Origin of the sequence: Exiguobacterium sp. KRL4 (assembly GCF_001870785.1) — a bacterium.
GTDB lineage: Bacteria > Bacillota > Bacilli > Exiguobacteriales > Exiguobacteriaceae > Exiguobacterium_A.
Window position 1 is genome coordinate 34733 of sequence record NZ_MOLV01000001.1, and the last position, 20901, is coordinate 55633.

Annotated in this window: 14 protein-coding genes; 9 read left to right on the top strand and 5 right to left on the bottom strand. The window is 45.0% G+C overall.

What is annotated here, in order from left to right:
• Window positions 1-99 precede the first annotated feature (99 nt).
• From addB to BLD48_RS00210, 9 genes are all read left to right on the top strand, one after another.
• A complete protein-coding gene (gene addB, locus BLD48_RS00170; protein ID WP_071498444.1) occupies window positions 100-3531 on the top strand; it encodes a helicase-exonuclease AddAB subunit AddB in 3432 nt (1143 codons plus the stop codon).
• On the top strand, window positions 3528-7079 hold the full coding sequence (gene addA / locus BLD48_RS00175) for a helicase-exonuclease AddAB subunit AddA (protein WP_071498445.1): 3552 nt from the start codon (window positions 3528-3530) through the stop codon (window positions 7077-7079). The genes addB and addA overlap by 4 nt, the downstream gene beginning before the upstream one ends.
• A 147-nt stretch (window positions 7080-7226) precedes the next feature.
• Window positions 7227-7604 carry a response regulator transcription factor gene (locus tag BLD48_RS00180; protein ID WP_014969720.1) on the top strand — a complete coding sequence of 126 codons (378 nt, stop codon included), beginning with the start codon at window positions 7227-7229 and terminating at the stop codon, window positions 7602-7604.
• The gene (locus BLD48_RS00185; protein ID WP_083412204.1) at window positions 7585-10149 is read left to right on the top strand and encodes a HAMP domain-containing sensor histidine kinase; all 2565 of its coding nucleotides are present in this window, start codon (window positions 7585-7587) and stop codon (window positions 10147-10149) included. Before BLD48_RS00180 ends, BLD48_RS00185 begins: the two co-directional genes overlap by 20 nt.
• Before the next feature lie 62 nt (window positions 10150-10211).
• Complete coding sequence (locus BLD48_RS00190) at window positions 10212-10592, top strand: DUF1516 family protein (RefSeq protein ID WP_071498446.1); 381 nt, start codon at window positions 10212-10214, stop codon at window positions 10590-10592.
• Window positions 10593-10745: 153 nt separating this feature from the next.
• Complete coding sequence (locus tag BLD48_RS00195; protein WP_014969723.1) at window positions 10746-11744, top strand: class I SAM-dependent methyltransferase; 999 nt, start codon at window positions 10746-10748, stop codon at window positions 11742-11744.
• A gap of 106 nt (window positions 11745-11850) precedes the next feature.
• Window positions 11851-13341, top strand: a complete 1491-nt coding sequence (locus tag BLD48_RS00200) for a phytoene desaturase family protein (protein WP_071498447.1) — start codon at window positions 11851-11853, stop codon at window positions 13339-13341.
• Complete coding sequence (locus BLD48_RS00205; protein WP_071498448.1) at window positions 13338-14810, top strand: phytoene desaturase family protein; 1473 nt, start codon at window positions 13338-13340, stop codon at window positions 14808-14810. The genes BLD48_RS00200 and BLD48_RS00205 overlap by 4 nt, the downstream gene beginning before the upstream one ends.
• Window positions 14776-15603 carry a phytoene/squalene synthase family protein gene (locus BLD48_RS00210; RefSeq protein WP_071498616.1) on the top strand — a complete coding sequence of 276 codons (828 nt, stop codon included), beginning with the start codon at window positions 14776-14778 and terminating at the stop codon, window positions 15601-15603. Before BLD48_RS00205 ends, BLD48_RS00210 begins: the two co-directional genes overlap by 35 nt.
• Before the next feature lie 441 nt (window positions 15604-16044).
• Here BLD48_RS00210 and BLD48_RS00215 read toward each other — a convergent pair whose 3' ends face one another.
• From BLD48_RS00215 to pssA, 5 genes are all read right to left on the bottom strand, one after another.
• Window positions 16045-17517, bottom strand: coding sequence for a phytoene desaturase family protein (locus BLD48_RS00215; RefSeq protein ID WP_071498449.1), 1473 nt, complete (start codon window positions 17515-17517; stop codon window positions 16045-16047).
• A 13-nt stretch (window positions 17518-17530) separates the two neighbouring features.
• Window positions 17531-18607 (bottom strand): glycosyltransferase family 2 protein, encoded by a 1077-nt coding sequence (locus tag BLD48_RS00220; RefSeq protein WP_014969728.1) that lies wholly within the window; start codon window positions 18605-18607, stop codon window positions 17531-17533.
• Entirely contained in the window at window positions 18604-19302 is a 699-nt protein-coding gene (locus tag BLD48_RS00225; protein ID WP_034774526.1) for a lysophospholipid acyltransferase family protein, read from the bottom strand. The genes BLD48_RS00220 and BLD48_RS00225 overlap by 4 nt, the downstream gene beginning before the upstream one ends.
• Window positions 19271-20026, bottom strand: a complete 756-nt coding sequence (locus BLD48_RS00230) for a carotenoid biosynthesis protein (RefSeq protein ID WP_071498450.1) — start codon at window positions 20024-20026, stop codon at window positions 19271-19273. The genes BLD48_RS00225 and BLD48_RS00230 overlap by 32 nt, the downstream gene beginning before the upstream one ends.
• A 121-nt stretch (window positions 20027-20147) precedes the next feature.
• Window positions 20148-20894: a CDP-diacylglycerol--serine O-phosphatidyltransferase gene (gene pssA / locus BLD48_RS00235; RefSeq protein WP_201723121.1), complete on the bottom strand. Its 747-nt coding sequence runs from the start codon at window positions 20892-20894 to the stop codon at window positions 20148-20150.
• Between the last annotated feature and the right edge of the window lie 7 nt (window positions 20895-20901).

The window sequence follows — 20901 nt, forward strand, 5'->3', positions numbered from 1 at the left end:
ACACAAACAGCAACGTAAGCATTCGCCGACACTATACAAAGGAGGTGAAGGCCGGCTTCTCCCAAGACGGAAGTCAAGGGTCTACGCCGGCTGGAAACTATGAATTATATGCACTTAGGTCGTGCCGGTACAGGTAAGACTACCAAGTTGATTGAGGACGTCGTCGAACGACTCGTGAAGCAGCCATTAGGACCTCCGATTTACTTTATCGTCCCTGATCAAATGTCATTTGAAATGGAGCGGCGGATTGCGACCGATCCGCGTCTGTCCGGTCTCGTCCGAATGGAAGTCATGAGCTTACGGCGATTTGCCTTTCACATCATCCGTGATCACGGAAACCAAGCGATTCCTTTCTTAGACGAAACGGGGACACAACTGTTATTACGACAAGTCGTAGAAGAAGCGGAAGAAGACTTGAAAATCTTCAAACGGACTAAAAACATGCCCGGTTTTTATAAAGGACTGGATGAATTGATCGCATCGTTTAAACGTTCCTTAGTAGATCCCGACATGTTGCGTCAAATCAGCAGTGCTTCACCTGAACGTTCCCCTAAGCTAAACGATTTGGCGTTGATTTATGAACGGTTCACAGAACGGATTGCGGATAAAGCACTCCATGCAGATGATTATTTTACGACACTCATTGATCTGTTACCGGAAGCGAATCTAAGTGAGGCATGCGTATTCGTCGATGGTTTTTATGAATTTTCCTTACAGGAGCAACTGGTGTTACTCCGTTTGATGGAACTGACACAAGAGATGCATCTCAGCTTTACACTTGATGTCGAGGACGCCTATGCCAAACAGTCCGAGTTTGGTGTGTCACAACGGTGTTATATGCAATTGATTGAACAGATGAACGAACGCCAGATTGAGCATCAAGAAATTCATTACGAGCAGTCTGTTAAATTCAAGAGCACGGGATTACGGATGCTTGAACAAGCATTACTTTCGCCGGGGTATCCGGCTGCCGATGAAGAAGTGGACGGATTGACGATTGTTGCCGCGGTAAATCGTCAGGTCGAGGCGGAAGCGGCCGTCAGAAAAGCCATCCAATTCGTAAGGCAAAATGGATACCGCTTTAATGAGATTGCCTTTCTCGTGCGTCATCTCGAACCGTATGCGGATCATTTAGAACGGGCTTTCCAATTGTATGATATCCCGTACTTCTTGGATCAGCGGGAATCGATGGTTCATCATCCGATCGTCGAATTAGTCCATGCGGTCCTCGAAATCGTCATGACAGGTTATCGGGAGGAGTCTGTTTTTCGATTGCTAAAAACAGAACTGATTCCGCTCCCGGCAGAGGACGCACGATTAGCTCTCGATCGATTAGAAACCTTTGTGCTAGAACGAGGAATCAAAGGGTCGATGTGGAAAAAACCATGGCAACTAAAACGTCGTTTAGCTGATGAAGTCAGTTTGACGGATGATGAATTAAAAGAAGAACACGAGTTGAACGAGTGGCGTCAATTTTTAGTTGAAGCGATTGAACCACTTGAAAAACGCTTTAAGGCTTCGAAGACGATGAGCGAATATACGCGGGCCTTATACCGTTTTTTAGAAGAACATCAGCTGACGGATCGTTTGATGATTTGGAAACAGCAAGCGCTCGAGGCCAATGAATTGAGTCAGGCGCGGGAACATGATCAAGTGTATGAAGCGGTATTACACCTTTTTGAACAACTAGAAGCAGCAGCTCCTGAGACGATTTTGTCTACTGAACTATTTGTTCAAATGGTTGAGACAGGACTTGAAAGTCTTCGTTTCTCGCTTGTTCCTCCGTCACTCGATCAAGTAATTGCAACGGATTATGTCCGAGGTCGTTTACAACAGGTCAAGGTCGTCTTTTTACTTGGTGCAAACGATGGGTTGATTCCATTGGTGGAAGATCAATCGAAACTGTTATCGGAAGGGGACCATGACTTTTTACATGATCAAGGGATCCCGGTCGGAAAGGCATCACTTGACGTGTTTGATGACGAATTGTATTACCTGTATCAAGGTGTAACGGCACCAAGCGAGTCCTTGCATATCAGCTATGCACTTGTTGACGAGGATGGAAAGGCACTTCAACCGGCCTCAATCGTCAAACAAATCAAACGTCAACTCCTGCAGGACCGTCCAGTCAAAACGTATTTTGCAGAGGCTGGCGACCATGCACCGGATGATCAGCTACAGTTTGTGACGAGTCCAGACCGGGCAGCAGCTGCGACGGCAATTGAGTTAAGACGATTGCAACGTCGTTATCCGATTCAACAATCGTGGTTTGATGTCTACAATCTGTTGCTTGAGAACGGACGAGGGCGAGAACGGATGGCCTTGTTCTCGAGTGCGTTATTTTATCAGAATCAGGCAAAACCCTTGCCGGACGATTTAGCGCGAACCTTGTATGGGGACACGATCAAAGCAAGTGTTTCACGGTTTGAAACATACAATGCGTGCTCCTATAAACACTTTGCCCGCTATGGCTTACGGTTAAAGGAGCGGAAATTGTATAAATTCGAAGCGCCGGACATCGGGAACCTGTTTCACGGGGCACTCAATGATCTATCGATGAACATCAAGGCGTCAGGGAAACACTGGCGTGAGCTCGATGATGAGTCGTGTAGTACTCTCGCAAAAGAGGCCGTCGAAAAAGTGACACCAGAAATTCAAAATGCGATTTTAATGAGTTCGAACCGATTCGGATACATCAAGAAGAAGTTAACCGATGTCGTCGAACAAACGGCAAAAATGCTTGTCAAACAAGCGGAACGGTCGGATTTCGAACCGGATTTATTTGAGATTAGTTTTGGGAATGCGATGTTTCCACCACTTCGGTTCACATTACCGGATGGAACAGAAATTGAATTTACGGGTCGAATTGACCGAGTGGACCAAGCGACGATCGGCGATCAGCTGTACGTCCGGATCGTTGATTACAAGTCGAGTGCCAAAGAGTTAGACTTTGCTGAAATTTATTATGGATTGGCGATTCAGATGCTTTTGTATCTAAAAACCGTCGTTGAACAGTCAGAAGTTTTATTTGATCGACAGGCCAAACCAGCTGGTGCCTTGTATTTCCATGTGAAAAATCCGATGTTACGCGGTGATTTGTCTGCTGATGAAACCGAGCGGAGTCGATTACTCCTCGAATCGTATCAGATGCAAGGTGTCATCGTCGAAAATGATGAGGTGTTGCGTGCGATGGATCAGATTGCATACGATGAACGAAAAAAATCGCCGCTTGTCAAAGTGACATTTACGAAAACGGGTCTTCATAAATCCCATACGAAAGGTGTCGTCAAGGAAGAAGAGTTGAATGCCTTGATGGATCATGCCTGGGATGAATTGAAAACGAGTAGCCAATCAATGTATGAGGGAGATATTGCGATTGATCCGTTTGATTATCAAGAACGGACACCTTGTACGTTTTGTGAATATCGCTCCGTCTGTCAGTTTGATGAGTCGCTTGGAAACGACTACCGCCAACTGGACGCTTTGTCGGAAAAAGAAGTCTTGGAACGGTTGAAGGAGGAGACAGAATGAGTGTGCAATGGACGGATGAACAGCAACAGGCGATTGAAGCGAGGGGAGGACATATTTTAGTCTCTGCCGCTGCCGGTTCAGGAAAAACAGCTGTATTAGTGGAACGATTGACACAACGTGTCATCAATCAAGACGATCCATTGACGGCAGACCGGATGCTTGTTGCAACATTTACAAATGCAGCAGCAAAAGAGATGAAGACCCGTGTCATCGAAGCGATCGAAGCAAAGATCAAACGAGCTCCGGACGATAGTTACCTGAAAAAACAACGACAAATGATGAACCGGGCTCAAATTACGACGATTCATTCATTCTGTTTGTCCATCTTACGAGAAAACTATTACCGGATTGGTCTTGATCCTGCTTTTCGGATTGCTGAAGAAGCGGAGTTGTTATTGCTACAAGATGACGTACTAGAAGAAGTGTTTGAGAGCTTCTACGCAACGGCGGATCCCGCATTTTATGAACTGATTGATAGCTATACGTCAGATCGAGACGATCAAGCGATGTTGACATTGATTTCGAATCTGTATCGTTTTTCCCGTTCACTTCCGGATCCAGAAGCTTTTTATGATCATTTGATTGCCCAGTACGATCAACCGATTGATCCGGATGAATCCTCGTTATTAACACGATTGCTTGAACTCGAGTGGGAACGTGTCGCGCCAGTCGTCAACCGGTATCTGGAACTGTCCTACCGGTTACGTCAATCGGGATACGATGAGATGGCCGAGATGTTGATGCAGGATATAGCACCGATTCGACAAATCAATCCACAAACTGACCGGTGGACGACCGTTGCCCTTGCCTTCCAAGCGGTTGAGTTCGGACGCTGGAAAGGTGTACGTGGAGATGAAGAGATGAAACTGTTTCAAGCAGAACGGACACGACTCGTCAGTGATTTGAAAAAAATGCGGGAACTGTTCGTCGGAAAGGACGGGGTCGACTATCTCGAAGACTTGCGTTCACAGCTGGGGCATGTCCAAATGATCGTTATGTTGGTCCGTCATTTTTCGACCGCTTATCTAGAAGCGAAACAACAGCGCGGAATCGTTGATTTTTCGGATCTCGAGCATTTTGCGTTAGCGATTTTGGAACAAGATGGGGAAGCGACCGATGTTGCCCGTTTGTTGCAAGAGCGTTTCGTTGAGGTATTGGTCGATGAATATCAAGACACAAACGAAGTACAAGAACGGATTTTAAAACTCGTTTCGAAATCGGATGAGGCGACAGGTAATCTGTTTATGGTCGGTGACGTCAAACAGTCGATTTATAAATTCCGTCATGCTGAACCGGGGTTATTTCTCAATAAGTTTAAACGATTCCGACTAACCGATGTCGGGACACGAATTGATTTAACGAAAAATTTCCGGAGCCGTTTAGAAGTGTTGGACGGAACCAATCATATTTTCCGTCAGGTGATGGATGAAGCAGTTGGGGAAATTGATTACGACGAAGCGGCTCATTTACGATTGGGGAATCTTGGTTATGTCGAGTCGAACCAGGTAGAGCCAGAATTGTTGCTGGTTGATCAGACGGATACGAATAAAGAAGAACTCGAAGCACAAGTCATCGCTACACGAATCATTGAGATGGTAAACGATGAAAATCCGTATCTTGTATTTGATGCCAAACAAAAGCGATTCCGTAAATGCGAATACCGGGATATCGTTGTCCTCGTGCGTTCGAGAGGAAAGCGGGTTCAGGCACTCGTCGATGTGTTTGAACAATATGAACTTCCGGTATATGCGGATACGACAGGTGGTTATTTCCAAGCAACTGAAATCCAAATCATGATGGCGTTATTAAAAACGATTGATAACCCGTTACAAGACATCCCGCTAGCCGGTGTATTACGGTCGCCGATTTTTGGATTGACGGATCGGGATTTAGGACGCATCCGTGCCAAATCGAAAGAGACTACTTTTTATGAAGCGGCAGTGTTGGTGGCGCAAGAGGAGACACCGCTAGGGTTACGGGTGGATGAAGCACTCACACGATTACAACACTGGCGTACGGAAGCACGCGGCAAATCATTGGCGAGCCTGATTCGTTCCTTGTTCGATCAGACAGGGTACTTCGAGTATGTCGGTTGTCTGAACGGTGGACGAAGCCGGCAAGCGAACTTAAATGCGCTCTATGAACGGGCCAATCAGTATGAAGCATCCGGGTATCGGGGGTTATACCGATTTTTACGTTTGATCCACCGTCTAGTGGAACGAGGGGAAGATTTTTCAGAAGCCCGTTCTTTAGGAGAAGATGAGGACGTGGTCCGAATCATGACGATTCACCAGTCAAAAGGGTTGGAGTTTCCCGTGACAATCGTCAGCCAGCTCGGAAAACAATTTAATAAACAAGATCAGATGCAAGCAATCCAATTACACAAAACGTATGGGATTGCCCTGGATGCGATTGATCCAATTAAACGTCTTCGGTCCGGAACCTTGCTGAAAGAAGTCATTCGTCGCGAGATGGACCGTGAGATGAAGGCAGAAGAGATGCGAGTGTTATATGTCGCGATGACACGTGCTAAAGAAAAGTTGATCTTAGTAGGGGCAATCAAAGGACTGGAAGACCAACTTGCGAAGTGGCAAGATCAACCGCTGGATGAGTTGCTTTTACCAGAAATCGATCGACGTAACGCCAAAACATATGCCGACTGGGTCGCACCAGCCGTCCTTCGAAAATTCATGTTGGACGAGCAGGAACAACAGTGGTCTCTCCGGATCATGACGTTAGATGACATTGCACCGCATCAAGAATTGACGAAAATGATTGATCAACTCGAGCATGTCCGAGCGCTCGAAAAAATTGATCATGCCGGAAATGAGCCGTTCAAGCAACAAATCGAAGCGGCATTTGCCTATCAATATCCGTATCAAGTTGCTACTGATACGGCCGCCAAACAAACCGTCACAGAGTTAAAGCGAACGGAACAGTTAGAACGGGCTGCATTTGAATCCACATACCGTCAATCGACCTATTACCGGACACCCCAATTTTTAGGTCCGACATTGACAGGCGCTGAACGTGGGACCGTCCTGCACTTAGCGATGCAGTTGTATGAAGCTGGTCGATCCATCGAAGATCAGATTGTTGACTGGGAACAAACAGAACGGATTTCTGCTTTAGAAGCCGGTACGATGCGAGAAGCGATTCCGGAGCTCAAGACGTTCCTGTCTTCAGCGATCGGACAGCTGTTTGAACAACGCTTGGCGACAGGGGATGTTTACCGGGAACTGCCGTTTACGTATAAAATTGATTCGGCGCGCTTCCGCAAGGACTGGCATGGTCCGAGTGACCAGGCTGTCATGCAAGGGATCGTGGATTGTTTGATTCAGGACGGTGAGACTTATATCCTGTTGGATTATAAATCCGATCAAGTGTTTGAGGCGACTGATGGTCAGGATCAGCATGACTTGTTACGAGAACGGTATGCAACGCAGTTGAATCTGTACCAAGAAGCATTGGAATCGATTTTAAAGATCACGATTTCCCAAAAAATGATTTACGCTTTTGCACTCCATGAAGTGATTGAAATTCATTAAGGGACCTGCGTCTAACGAATCGTTTCTGTCACTTATCGAGTGGTCGGAGCTAATTCGTTAGACGATTTTCATTTCTAAATATGAAAGAACTGTGTAAAATGAGAAGGTATGCAAAAAGATCAGTGATATTAATAGGAGGGTTTATAGATGGCACGTATATTATTAGCAGAAGACGAAGATGTGTTACGTATGCTGGTATTAGATACATTGGAAGATGAAGGATACACGATCGATGAGGCAACGGATGGGGACGAAGCCTATCAGAAAATCATGAGTCAGCATTATGACTTAGTTTTACTGGATTACATGATGCCTGGAATGACAGGGATCGAAGTCATTGAAAAGGTCCGCCGTCATCCGGATAAACAACACTTGAAAATCATGATGTTAACAGCAAAAAGTCAACAATCCGACCGCGAGCGGGCAGAAGAAATCGGAGCCAATTACTTCTTTTCTAAACCGTTCAGTCCGTTGGAATTAATTGATGTCGTAGGAGGAATATTGAGTGATCATCCAGTGGATTAATCGAAAAATCGGACGCCAGTTGATGGCTTCCTTTTATATCGTGTTAACGACACTGATGATTTCTTCACTGATTGTTTATAATTATACCGATACGAAATTACAAGAAACACGACAAAAATTAGAAGATATCAGAGACCGGAGCGCACGTGCCGGTGCGCTTTGGGAAGAATGGCAAGACTTGCAATTCAATATGCGGGGATATGCCCTTATCGGTGATCGGGAAATTTATCAGAAGATGGTAGATCAACGAGCGACGATTGATGAACAAACACGTTGGTTCGAGGAAAATGCGATTTATACACAAGGCAAAGATTATGCACGTTCCTCCCGTGAACTGTATGCCTATTATTTTGAATCGATTTTGCCGCTGATTGAATCCTACGTCAAAGCAAAGGAAACAGGCACCGTAGATGAGTCCTTTTTACGCGGAACGACGTTGACGTCGCTACCGCTTGGGAAAGAGTTGTTAGCAAACGGACGAATTAAGCTAGATGGCGCTGGAAACATCGATGTTTTGTCTGAAATCAATAAAAGTGAGCTGGCGCTTGGTGGTTACCGAGAGTTTTTGGAAGATTGGTCGGAAACGACGAGTGAACAACTCGAACGAGAAATTCAGACGACACAATTGATCTGGTTATCAAATATCGTCGTTCTGGTCGGTGTCTTGATTTTCTTGATCTATCCGTTTATTCGACGTATTACGGCGGAACTGCTAGCGCTCGTAAAAAATAGCGAACGTCTTGCGAGCGGGGAAGATGTATCGCGCGTGAAAATACCGGATCGTACAGATGAGATTGGTATTTTGGCAGTATCGTTTAACCAGATGGCGAGTTCAATTTCAGATAACAAACAGCATTTGTTAGCAAAAAATGAAGAATTGCAGGCGCAACAAGAAGAGTTGCAGGCGCAACAGGAAGAACTGCAGGCCCAGCAGCAAGAACTTGAGGAGGCGCTGGAACTGACGATGCGAAATGAACAACATCTCCAATATCGAAATGATTTGACGGAAACCTTAGCAGCGCGGGAAGCGTTGACGGCTTATCCGGAAATCATCGAGAAATTGATCGCAATCACTGATTCTGAAATTGGAGCGCTTGTATTCGTCGATGAAGGTTCCGCCTATTCCATCGTGACGCATGGCATGACGGAAGAATTATCCGAACAGTTATTAGGTGGCGATTTTTCTTTATTAAAACGAGCAGAATCACTGAAAAAAGCGGTTCATTCGTCGAAACAAGTTGCGAGTGACCATCCGTTACCATATCCGTACTATATGTATGAGACGGCTGTGCCGATTCTTGATCCGGCGTCGGAAGAAATCATTGCCTTCATCTATCTTGTCCGTTACCGTGATCAGTTTACGAACGAACAGATGCGTGACGTCATGTCATTTTCACGTCAATTGTCGCTTTCGTTGTTACGGATGCGGTTATTTGATGAAATGAATCGGGAAAAAACCAAAACGGAGCGAATCCTCGATTCGATTCGAGAAGCAGTCATCTATATCGAACCGGGTAAACAGGAAGTGTTCGTGAACCGTCCATTGTACGATTTGTTTCCGGAACTCCAACACGGAACGGCTAAAACGGAAACCCTTCAAGGATGTCTGGATACGATCCGTGCAGTTGTCGATGAACCGGAAACCTTCTCGCGTTATGTGGAAGGGGTCTTGCAAGGAGAAGTTCCGAAAAATAGTCTTCAGTTTTCGATTCGCCAGCAAGTCGTATTCATTCATTTTTATGTAGAAACGATTGAAATTGATGGAATGCGAAAAGGGACGATGCTTGTATTACGTGACGTGACGAAAGAAACGGAGATGGATCGACTCAAATCCGAGTTGGTCTCGACAGTATCGCATGAATTGCGGACACCGTTATCGTCGATTTATGGTTTTACCGAATTGATGTTGAACCGGGATATCGATTTATCAAAACAAGACAAGTATTTAAAGACGATTCATTCGGAGACGGAACGATTAGCGAATCTTGTCAATGACTTTTTGGATGTACAACGGATGGAATCAGGAACCCAGTCTTATCAAAAGAAACCGCTTGATTTACGTCCCTTGCTAGAGGAAACGACCCAATTCTATGCGGCCTCAACGACGAAGCATACGATTACGTTCCGTTCATTCAATGAGACGGGTCCATGGATTGAAGCGGATGAAGAGAAGATGAAACAACTGACGAATAATTTACTGAACAATGCCGTCAAATATTCACCGTTTGGTGGGACGATCGAAGTCGTGTTAACAGCCGATCAGCACCATGTCCAATTCACCGTACGTGATGAAGGAATCGGTATTCCGAAAACGGCTTTAGCGAAGTTGTTCGAAAAATTTTATCGGGTCGATAATTCGGATAGTCGAAAAATCGGAGGAACCGGTCTTGGACTTGCCATCTGTAAAGAAATCGTCGAAGGACATGATGGGGAAATCTTAGTGGATTCGGTTGAACGGAAAGGTAGTCTCTTTACCGTGAAATTACCACAAATGGTCACTGCCCATTCAGCTGTTTCGGAAATGATTGATATGTCAGGAAAATAACACTATGTCTCATGCTGAAAATCAGCTACGATAAATAAGGAATGATAAAAGGGGGAACAAAAATGCCGATTACTGCATTTGTACACACACACGTCTTATTATGGGTTTTATTGTTGGTCACATTTTTTGTTGCGTTTTCGATGTATAAGAATGGTAAGCCTGCTGCTAAGGGTGTACACATGGCGTTTCGTTTGTTATTGCTGTTGACGTTCGCGACAGGTCTTTACCTCTATATCACGATCATAGGTATGTCTGCTAATCCAGACGGCTTGTACCATGCGAAGATTACAGCAGGAATCCTTGTTTTGGTTTTGGGTGAGTTGACACTCGTTCGTCTGAAAAAAGGAAAAGCCTATTCTGGTTTCTTGCTTGGGTTTGCTGTCCTCGTTCTTGTGACGATTTTCCTTGGATATTCGTTGCCGTACGGTATGCAATTCTTTTAAACGATACTGGGCTGTTGAATGAAGAGGTACGGATCGTTTGATTGATTGAAATACACGTTTTGTCCATTTGCGACGAAACGTGTATTTTTTTGGGTTACAATCTGTTGTTATTTGGGAAAAGGGATATATTACGCAGTCGAGAGGGGAACGCTTGTGGCACAGTTGAAAGAATGGACAAAAGTTTTCCGGGCAAGAAAATGGATGAAACGGGCAGAGCCAGTCTTACCGTTATGGCACGGATATATTGGATACAAATATGGTTTATTTGACGTATTAGGGTCAGGTGCAACGCAAGCGGAGGCACAGATCCGATTAAAACAACCGCTGACGACAGAAGCCTTGTCGCGTTGGTTTGAGGTCGGTCTAGCCGTCGGACACTTAAAAAAGAAAGATCTTCGTTACACGGCGACACGCCATGTCTTACCGGAGTTATCGAAATCAGATGATCGAAGTATCGGTTTTATGTTATCCGAGTTAATGGAATTACATCTGCCTGCACTATTTTCCTATCCACAGTTTTTAGAAGACGGTCAACAAAAGACATTTAATGGCGAAGAACACGGGGATATCGTTGCTGAAACGTCTGCTTTGGTGGAGACCGTTGCCTTTCCTGCTGTACGACACATTATCCGCAGTCAAAATGTGACGTCTTTGCTTGATATCGGCTGTGCCTATGGAGGGTACTTACGTAAAATACATGAAGCATTACCAGAGTTGCGACTAGCAGGAATCGATATCGAGGAATCCGTCATTGCGGAAGCAAAACGGCGAGATACGACCGGTGAAATTGATTTTGTGGTCGGAGATATCAAAAGTTTTGAAGTGAAAGAAACATATGATGGTGTGATGATGAATAATATTCTGTATTACTTCCCGAAAGAAGAACGACTTCGTCTTCTTGAAGGCGTTCGGCGTTTCGTCAAAGACGCGGGAACGGTCATCCTCGTCACTCCACTGCGGGACAGCGAGTATGGGGCTCCTTTCTCTGCCGCATTTAACGCGTTCATGACGCTACATGACAATCTTTATCCGTTACCCGGTAAACAAGAATTGACGGAACAACTACATGCTGCTGGTTTCGAAAATGTATCGATTTCACCATTTTTGAAAGAAGGAGCTTGGTATATCGTGACTGCAAACGCCACTTCCTAAGGGAAGCTTGGCGTTTTTACAGTTTTAGGACAGTTCAAATTTGTGGGGAGTAGTATGTGATTAGTATAATAGTTAAAACAAGTAGAGAGAAAAAGGAGAGATTCGTGTGAAGCAGCGTGTAGCCGTTATTGGAGCAGGACCTGGAGGACTCGCGTGTGCGATGTTGCTTGCGGGCAGAGGAGTAGACGTGACCGTGTACGAAAAACAACCGATTGTTGGCGGACGGACATCTCGTGTACAAGTAGGTGACTATCAATTTGATCGTGGGCCCACATTTTTGAATATGCCGCATATTCTAGAAAATCTTTTTACGAGTATCGGTCTAAAACTGAGTGATTATTTAGAGCTGAAGGCACTTGATCCGATGTATACGCTGTACTTTAACGGGGGCAACGATCATTTTACGATGACGACGGACCGTGACCGGATGAAACAGACGATTGAACAGCACTTTCCGGGAAATGGGGAAGGATATGATCGTTTCATGGCAGAACAGGCATTGAAGCTTGCTAAAATGATGCCGATTTTACAGACAAAACACGATAAACTAACGGATTATCTGTCGCCACGTGTCATCACGGCACTGCCACGTCTCTCGTTAGGACGTTCCCTATATGATGTTCTCTCTGACTATTTTACGAGTGAAGAATTAAAATATGCCTTTACGTTTCAAGCCAAATATTTAGGGATGTCAGCATGGGAATGCCCAGGCGGTTTTTCGATTTTATCTTACATGGAGCATGCCTACGGAGTCCATCATCCGATTGGAGGAATGAATCAGATTCCGGAAGCGATGAAACGGGCAATCGAAGAATTAGGTGGAACGGTCCATCTTGAAACAGGAATCAGCCAGCTGATTTTAGACGGAAAAACAGCGACGGGCGTGATACTTGAGTCGGGCGAACATGTCTTATATGATGACGTCGTCGTCGGTGCAGACTTTGCACATGCGATGAACCATCTTGTCCCGGAAGGTGTACTGAAAAAATGGTCACGTCCGAAGATAGATCGAAAAAAATTCTCGTGTTCGACGTTCATGTTGTACTTAGGTGTCAATCAAACATTTGATGCCCCACACCATACGATTTATTTTGCTAATGATTACGAAAAAAATGTTCGTGAGATGACACAGACATTAGAATTATCGGAAGATTTTTCATTTTATGTCCAAAATCCATCTGTGATCGATTCGACATTGGCTCCGGAAGGGAAATCGGCTCTTTACGTGTTAGTTCCGGTTCCAAACAACTATTCAGAACTTGATTGGGCGATTGAAGGACCGAAGTTACGTCGCCGCGTTCTTGATGCGCTAGAAGAGCGCTCTCCGTACAAAGGGGTCGAAGCAGCGATCGAAGTCGAAGAAATGTTTACACCGGATGACTGGGAAGCAATGGGCGTCCATCAAGGTGCTACGTTTAATCTGGGACATCAACTGACACAAATGATGTATTTTAGACCACATAACCGTTTTGAAGAGTTGGATCATGTTTATTTAGTCGGCGGCGGAACACATCCTGGAAGCGGGCTTCCGACTATCTTTGAGTCAGCCCGGATTACAGCAGACTTATTGACAAACGAAGTAGGTGTTGGAAAATGAAAATCGGATTTGTAGGAGCCGGTGTCGGAACGTTACATGCAGCGTTATTGTTAACGAAACGATACCCTGAAATTGAGATTACTATTTTTGAGAAGGAAACACGTGCGGGTGGACGACTTGCGTCAGTTGATTTTGAGTCAGGTGGCCGAATCGATCAAGGCCCGACAATCGTCTTGATGCCCGGAAAACTTCAGGAACAACTGAAGGAAGCAGGTCTGGAAGGTGTAGAACTAAAACGGATTGATCCGCTATATGATCTACACTTTGATGATGGGACAGTGGTCACGAAACAGGCAGATGTCGTCGATCAGGCGATTGCGATTGAACGTCAATTCGGAGAAGGCCGTGGTTTTCAAGAATTTATGAGTCAAAAATCAAAGGATTATGACGTTAGCGTATCGAAATTTTTAGAACGGAGTTATTTCCGTAAGCGTGAATTGTTGCACCCTAGTATGCTAGCACCATTAGTGAAGATGCATGCGATGGAGACGGCACATGATCATTTGAAACGTTTCTTTAAGAGTAAGTATCTTAGAATGGCCTACAGTTTTCCGACTTTTTATATCGGCGGGAATCCGTACACGACTCCATCGATTTATGGACTGATTCCTTACCGCGAGCAAGAGGAAGGTGTCTGGTACGTCAAAGGCGGTTATTTTTCCTTGGCGGAACGAATGTATGAGGCATTAGTCGAACGAGGTGTCCAGTTCAAGTTTAATCAATCCGTCGAACGTGTAATGATTAGAGAAGGACAAGCAAAAGGGTTTATTGTCGAGGGACGGGAATATCATTATGATAGCGTCGTATTGAATGGCGAATTTCCGCTGATGGAATATCTAGTCGAAGGGAAACAACCTAAAAAATATGTCCCGTCTGGTGGTACATTATTGTTGTACTTCAAGATAAACGGAAAAGTCGATTTGCCGGTGCATCGTTTTTTGATGCCAAGTGACTTAAAACCAATGATGACATCGATTTTTAAGAAAGATGAGTTGCCAGAACATCCGGCTGTTTATCTGTTTAATCCAAGTAAGGTAGATGATTCGTTAACTGAAGCGGATGATAGCGTTGTGTATGCGTTAGTTCCTTCACCACGTGGATTTGATCAGAAAAAATATGAAGCACATGGATTCATCGATCAAATCTTAGCAAAAATCGAACAGCATCTTCCTGGTTTCCAAAGTCAAATTGCAGAAATGAAGATCCGTACACCTCAAGATGCACAGGATTTTGGATTATATGAAGGTGGCAGTTTTGGAATCGCTCCGACGATTCGCCAATCAGCTGCTCTAAAAACCCAAGCAAAACCGTATGCTGATATTGAACGGTTGTATGCAGTAGGCGCATCTGTCCATCCGTGTGGAGGCGTTCCGATCGTCATGATGGGAGCGACATTACTTGTCAATCGAATGGAACAAGAGATGAGGTGGAAAAATGGATACAGTGACGAACGCATACGTAGTATGTGAACAGACGATTCAAAATGGTTCAAAAACCTTTTATAAAGCCTTTTCCCTATTGCCGAAACAAGATCGGATGGCCGTCTATGCGATTTATACGTTTTGTCGGTTTCTTGACGATACGGTAGACGAGTCAGCGACGCCAAAAGAAAGCTTAGCCGAATTCTTGGAGGAATTTCGTCAGTTCCGATCGGGTCAACACATTGACAAACCACTGTGGATTGCGCTTTCTGATGTATTTACTAGATATGAGATGGATGAAACACCATTTTTGGAATTAGCAGAAGGTATGCGGTGGGATATTGAAAAAAACAGGTATCATTCTCTTGAAGAAACAGAAAAATATAGTTATTATGTCGCGAGTACGGTCGGTTTGATGTTGCTCCCGATCCTCGCACCAGGACAACCTGAGTTACGAGATTCAGCAATCCAGTTAGGCATTGCGATGCAACTGACGAATATTCTACGTGATGTCGGTGAGGATGCGAAACGAGGTCGCGTCTATCTTCCTGAAAATTGGATGAGCGAATATGGTGTCACAACAGACTCCTTACTAGCAGGAACTCCATCCGGAGACTTTGCCGGTCTTTGGGAGGCATTGGCGTTTCGAGCCGAACAATTGTATGATGCAGCGACGCCGTCTTTTGAACAGTATCCGAAAGAAAGTCGCCGGGCATTAAAAGTAGCGGCTTTACTTTACCGGGGAATCCTGGACGCGGCACGTGATAATCAATATGATGTTTTTACGAAACGTGCCTACGTCAGTCGTTGGCAAAAAATGAAATTGCTCGCAACGATTTGATGTCACTGCTTAAAAACTCCATAAAAAAAAGACCTTGGCGGGGACCAAGGTCTTTTTTTATTGAGTTTAGACCGGGGAGTCTAAACCTGATCTGTGTGTACATGATCGGATACATACTTCCAACAAGGCAGGTCAGCGATTCACGGGGATGAATCTGTTGATGATTGAGCTGCCTGTAAACTAGTCAGGATGAGACGATCTAAGGGGGAACGTCGTAAGTCATGCCGAGTAGTTTACAGTGGTGTATCTTTTGAACAAGTGGGTCTTGAACAAGCTATCAAGACACAACAGAAATGTTAAGTTCCTAAACGCTTTTGACTCGGGGAAGTCACCATGCGCTTGATTGAGGATGTGGGGTCAATCACTACCTCTTGAACTCGAAGTAATCGTATCAAATCTAAGTTGTCCGTACAAGTAATTGATATGCAATTCACATAACGTTCACAGGGTGGAAGCGACGGCGGACACGATTCGTTCGCTTGCCAGTTTTCCTGAAAGCGTCACCATTGGACTGCCACCACCGGGATGTGTCGATCCACCGGCAAAAAACAAATTGTGAACATTCTTTGAACGGTTGCTTGGACGCATGAAAGCCCCACGTGTTCCGTTCGACGAAAGGCCGTACAATGAGCCGTGATACGCTGAAAATTTCTGTTCGATGTCTTGTGGTGTAATCCGTTGCTCAAACAGAACATCAGACGTAATATCGATTCCGAAGTGCTTCAGACGCTGATCAATGATCTTGTCATACGTGTCAAAATCGATGACTGATCCTTTATGGGTAGCAGGGGCATTGACGAGCACAAACAAATTATCGCCGGCAATCCCCATTTCCGATGCTGTGACCGAAGAGTTGGAAATATAAATCGTTGGTTCCTCCGCGTAACGGTGTTGATTAAACAGTGCCTCGAACTCTGCTTCGTAGTCGGAAGAGAAAAAGACATTATGATGTGCCAGTCCTTCGATGCGACGTGAAAGTCCGATACAGCGGACATAAGCAGAAATCGACGGTTCCATCTGGGAGGGGGTCGGATTTTTAAAGTCCGGTCGGATCGTTTCTGAAATCAAGCGAGGGTATTGCGTCAGGAGATCCCCGTTTAAGACGATGAAATCAACGGACAGATAATCGATATGATTCAGTTCAATTTCTGTTGCCATTTGGTTCGTGACTTCGATTTGTGTCACTTCTTCTCCTAATCGGAAGACGACACCAAGTTCGCGTGCACGACGGGCAAATCCTTCGGCAATCGCAGTGTTTCCTCCGTGCGTGAAGTAGACACCGTCATTGAGTTCGAGATGAGCAATCAAGCCGAAGGTTGCCGGCGCCTGAAACGGACTACTGCCGATATAAGTCGCATAGCGGTCAAGTGCTTGGATCAGCTGGGGATCCTTAAAATATTTTTTGTGTAGCCCATGTAAGGTCTTTAACGGGTGTACTTTCGTCATATCGCGTAACAAAGAAAAATTGAAATAAGAATCGATATTAACGAAAAATTGTTGTTTAGCAATCTGGAAAAGGTGTGCGACTTCTTCTTGATAACCTGTGATATCGTTTTTAGCGAGCTGCCCGTTCGTGAAGCGGTCGACTTCGGTTCGCATGGCTTCGCGTCCGGTCGCAAACGTCAAGGTCCGGCCGTCTGGAAAATGGTTGACGGTATGACGTGCCAATTTTTCAAATGTAAAATAATCATCTGGGTCTGCACCCGACTCTAAGATGACAGATTGAAAAATTTCAGGCATCGTGATGGTGTTTGGACCAAAGTCAAAACGATGACCGTCCGCGGTAATGGGCATCATCTTTCCACCAATATGTTCGTTTCGTTCGATGACAGTGACCTTAAATCCTTTTGAAGCGAGGGAAATCGCGGCACTTAAGCCACCTAACCCCGCACCAATGACTGCAATATGTTTCATACGTAACGCCTCCTTAAGAATATGTCCGACCTTTCCAACTGATTTCCCTTTTCTTGAGTCTTCGAATCATTGCCGTTGCGAGTAGTACTACATAAAGGACCGTCGCCACCGGATGCCAAAACCAGGCATGAGAAATTTGAGCATTCCGGTCAATCCGGTAACGGGCTAACAAGAGAAAGAACAATGCGCCAATCGTAAAGAACGATGGGAACAAAATGGCCAGTGGTAAGATGGTGGCCTGTGCGAGATAAAACAGAAGAAAGTAGCTGCCGATCAAGTACGAATCATTCATCCCCCGAAAGACATTTTTCAGAAAACCTTGCCAGACATCAGGATTTGTCGCATACATATCACAGCTGACGTATGGAGCAACATGAACGAGGGTCGTCGTGAATCCGTTTCGTTTGAAGGTCCGACACAGCTCTAAATCATCGACGAGCGCCATTTGAATGGATTGATGACCACCAACTTGTTCATAGGCCTGACGTTCCACTAAGACGACCATCCCGTTTGCAGCGGCAAACGCAGGATGTTTGACTTTCCGGAAGGGGATAGGAAGATGTTGCGCGATTAACACATGTTGCATCGGAATCAGACATTTCCCTAAAAAAGTTGGAACAGGAAACGAAGGAAAACCGGATAAAAAGACAGCTCGTTCTTGTTTCATCGTCGCATACAGTTTAGGGATCGTCTCTTTTGTCAACGTGATGTCGGCATCTAAAAACAACAGATACTCTTCTTTTGACGCCAAAGCGAGTTGATGGCAGGCATGGACTTTTCCGGCCCAACCAGTCGGTAAGTCAATCCCGTCAATCATCGTGAAACGGTCATCTGCACCAATCTGCTCGAGCAACAAATCGCGTGTCCGGTCGGTCGAACGGTCTTCATATAAATACACATGTACATTAGGGTGGAGTGCTTGTTTCAGTGATGTCATTAATTTTTCGACATTTCGTTCTTCGTTTCGAAGTGGAATGCAGACCGCAAGACTTGGAGGTGCAACGGGTCCTGTTAGCTTTGGTAAAAATGCTAGATTGAGGAACGTGTAAAGACAGACTAAAACAGAAAAGATAAAAATACCTATAATCATTTTCGGATGGCCTGTAACCACTGTTCTGTTTTGACGGGCAGTGGATCCTTTCGTTCAGTTAAAAGTTGATACGCGGTTGTCTGTCCTTCAATCGCATCAGAGCGGACATCGTCATAGAGCGAAGTCATCGCATCCGTTAAGTATTGCATTTGGACGGATGAACGATCATTAGGCAATTGAATCTTTCGCGTTCGAATGTAAACATCCGGTTGTTGCTCATGCCCAAACGAATAATAAAATGAAAACAAGGAAATCGACGGAGCACTTTTTGCTAAATGGGTCGCTCCACTGCTCAACTTGAGTGGCCGTTCTTCTTGATGTCGTTCTTCACCTTGTGGAAACATCCAGACGCTACTGCCGTTGGCCAGTTGATCCTTCGCATATTGAAGGCTTTGTTTAATTTCTTTATATGAGCTGCGATCGATTGAAAATCCACCGAGCCGTGTGAAAAAAGGAAACCGTGCGAGTCCTTGTTGGTCGATCATGACGTAAGGGTCATGATGAAGAGTTGTCTGATCGAGGTGGAACAAAATCATTCCATCCCACCACGAACCATGAGTCGCAAGCATTAGTCCCGGTGTCGGCAAATCATCCGCCCGGTATAAGATACGATGAAATTGTTTTCGAATCAAACGTTGTTTGACATAGAGATGAAAAGTGTACTCAGCTAATTTGTTTTTGTTTGCTTTTTGCAAAAAGAATACCTCCTCGTGTGAGCCAATACGTGAGACCGGCGAGGAGACTAATCAGCGTGACGCCGTAAAGTCCCGCAACACCTGCCGTCAAACCGAACAATGCATGGAGCATTAAGAATAGATACTGATTGTTTCGTTCCAGTTCCGCGAGGGTGACTTTTTGTTCGAACCGAGCAAGCAGTAGTGAGAAGAACAGGGCCGTCCCGTACCAACCAAAGAAGTTTTGGGTCGGGATATCGTAATACAAACCACCGTCTTGCCAAAGCCAATACGATTTGACGTTTGCAGCAACGGGGTCGATCGCTAAATCCAACCAGACTGCAAACAGCGGGACTAAGATCACTGTGTTATAACGAAACGGAAACCGACGTGAGAAGGCAAGGCTAGCTCCCATGACAGATAACCAGGCGGCGCCGATCGTGATGGGTACACCAAGCAGTTGAACACCAAAGTCCGCTTCATAAGCATATGTACCAAACGGCCAACCGGTGTGTACACCAATGGACTCGATCCCGATGGACCCAAAAAAGATGACTGGAATGATGAAGCGACCTTTTGGGAGGACGTCCCATAAGTAAAGGGCGGCATACAAACCAGAGGCGAATAAAAAGACCGCATTTGCCCATTCAAGCCAAGGAGGAAGTAACGAAAAACCAACTAAAATCAAACCGATGACAAACCAAATCGTAAAAAATAACCAGAGACGTTTTTGAAAAACATTCATAGTGTCTGTCCTCCATATCCAAGTATTCTGATGTAAGTATACCTGTACAAAAGGGAAACGAGCCAGAAATGAGGTGTGATTGCAATAATCAAAAAAAAACAAACCGGGATACGGTCTGTTTTTAATCGATTTGATGATTTTTTTGTTTTTTCTTCTTGATGAAAGAAAATAGCAGGAACGCGACATAGAGAGGAACGGCGACAAACCAAAACGTCGACCACTCATTGCTTCTCGCAATCATGACATAAGTAACGTAAAGTAGCGTAAAAGTGATGACGAAGGTATGTCGTGGAACCGGAATGTCTTTAAAGCTTGGAATCTTCACACGACTGACCATGAGGAAAGCGAGTGCAGTGAACACAAGCGGAACCATCAAATCATTCATTCGTCCACTGAACAGCGTGACAACGGCCAACATGCCTCCGGCAGCGGTAATCGGTACACCGGAAAAGTAGGCAGAAGCTACGTTTGTTGCTGAAAGGTTGAAGCGTGCTAAACGAAACGCTCCAAATAAAGGGAACAAAGCTGCAATCAATAAACCGATTTCTCCAAAATCATAAAAATAAGTGTAATAAGCCATCATAGCGGGGGCGACACCAAACGTCACGACATCAGCAAGTGAATCCAATTCCTTTCCGAAGTCGCCTGCGACGCCAAGCATCCGGGCAATTCGACCGTCCAAACTATCGAGCATCATCGCAATGACAATCAGTAAGGTCGCATTTTGAAAGTCTCCTCGAGCAGCCATGACAATGGCAAGAAATCCACAGTATAAATTTCCGAATGTAAAGAGATTCGGAATCGAGTTACGTACACGTTCTTTCCACAAAATGATTCCTCCTGCCACATCTTCGATACTATCCATCATATCATAA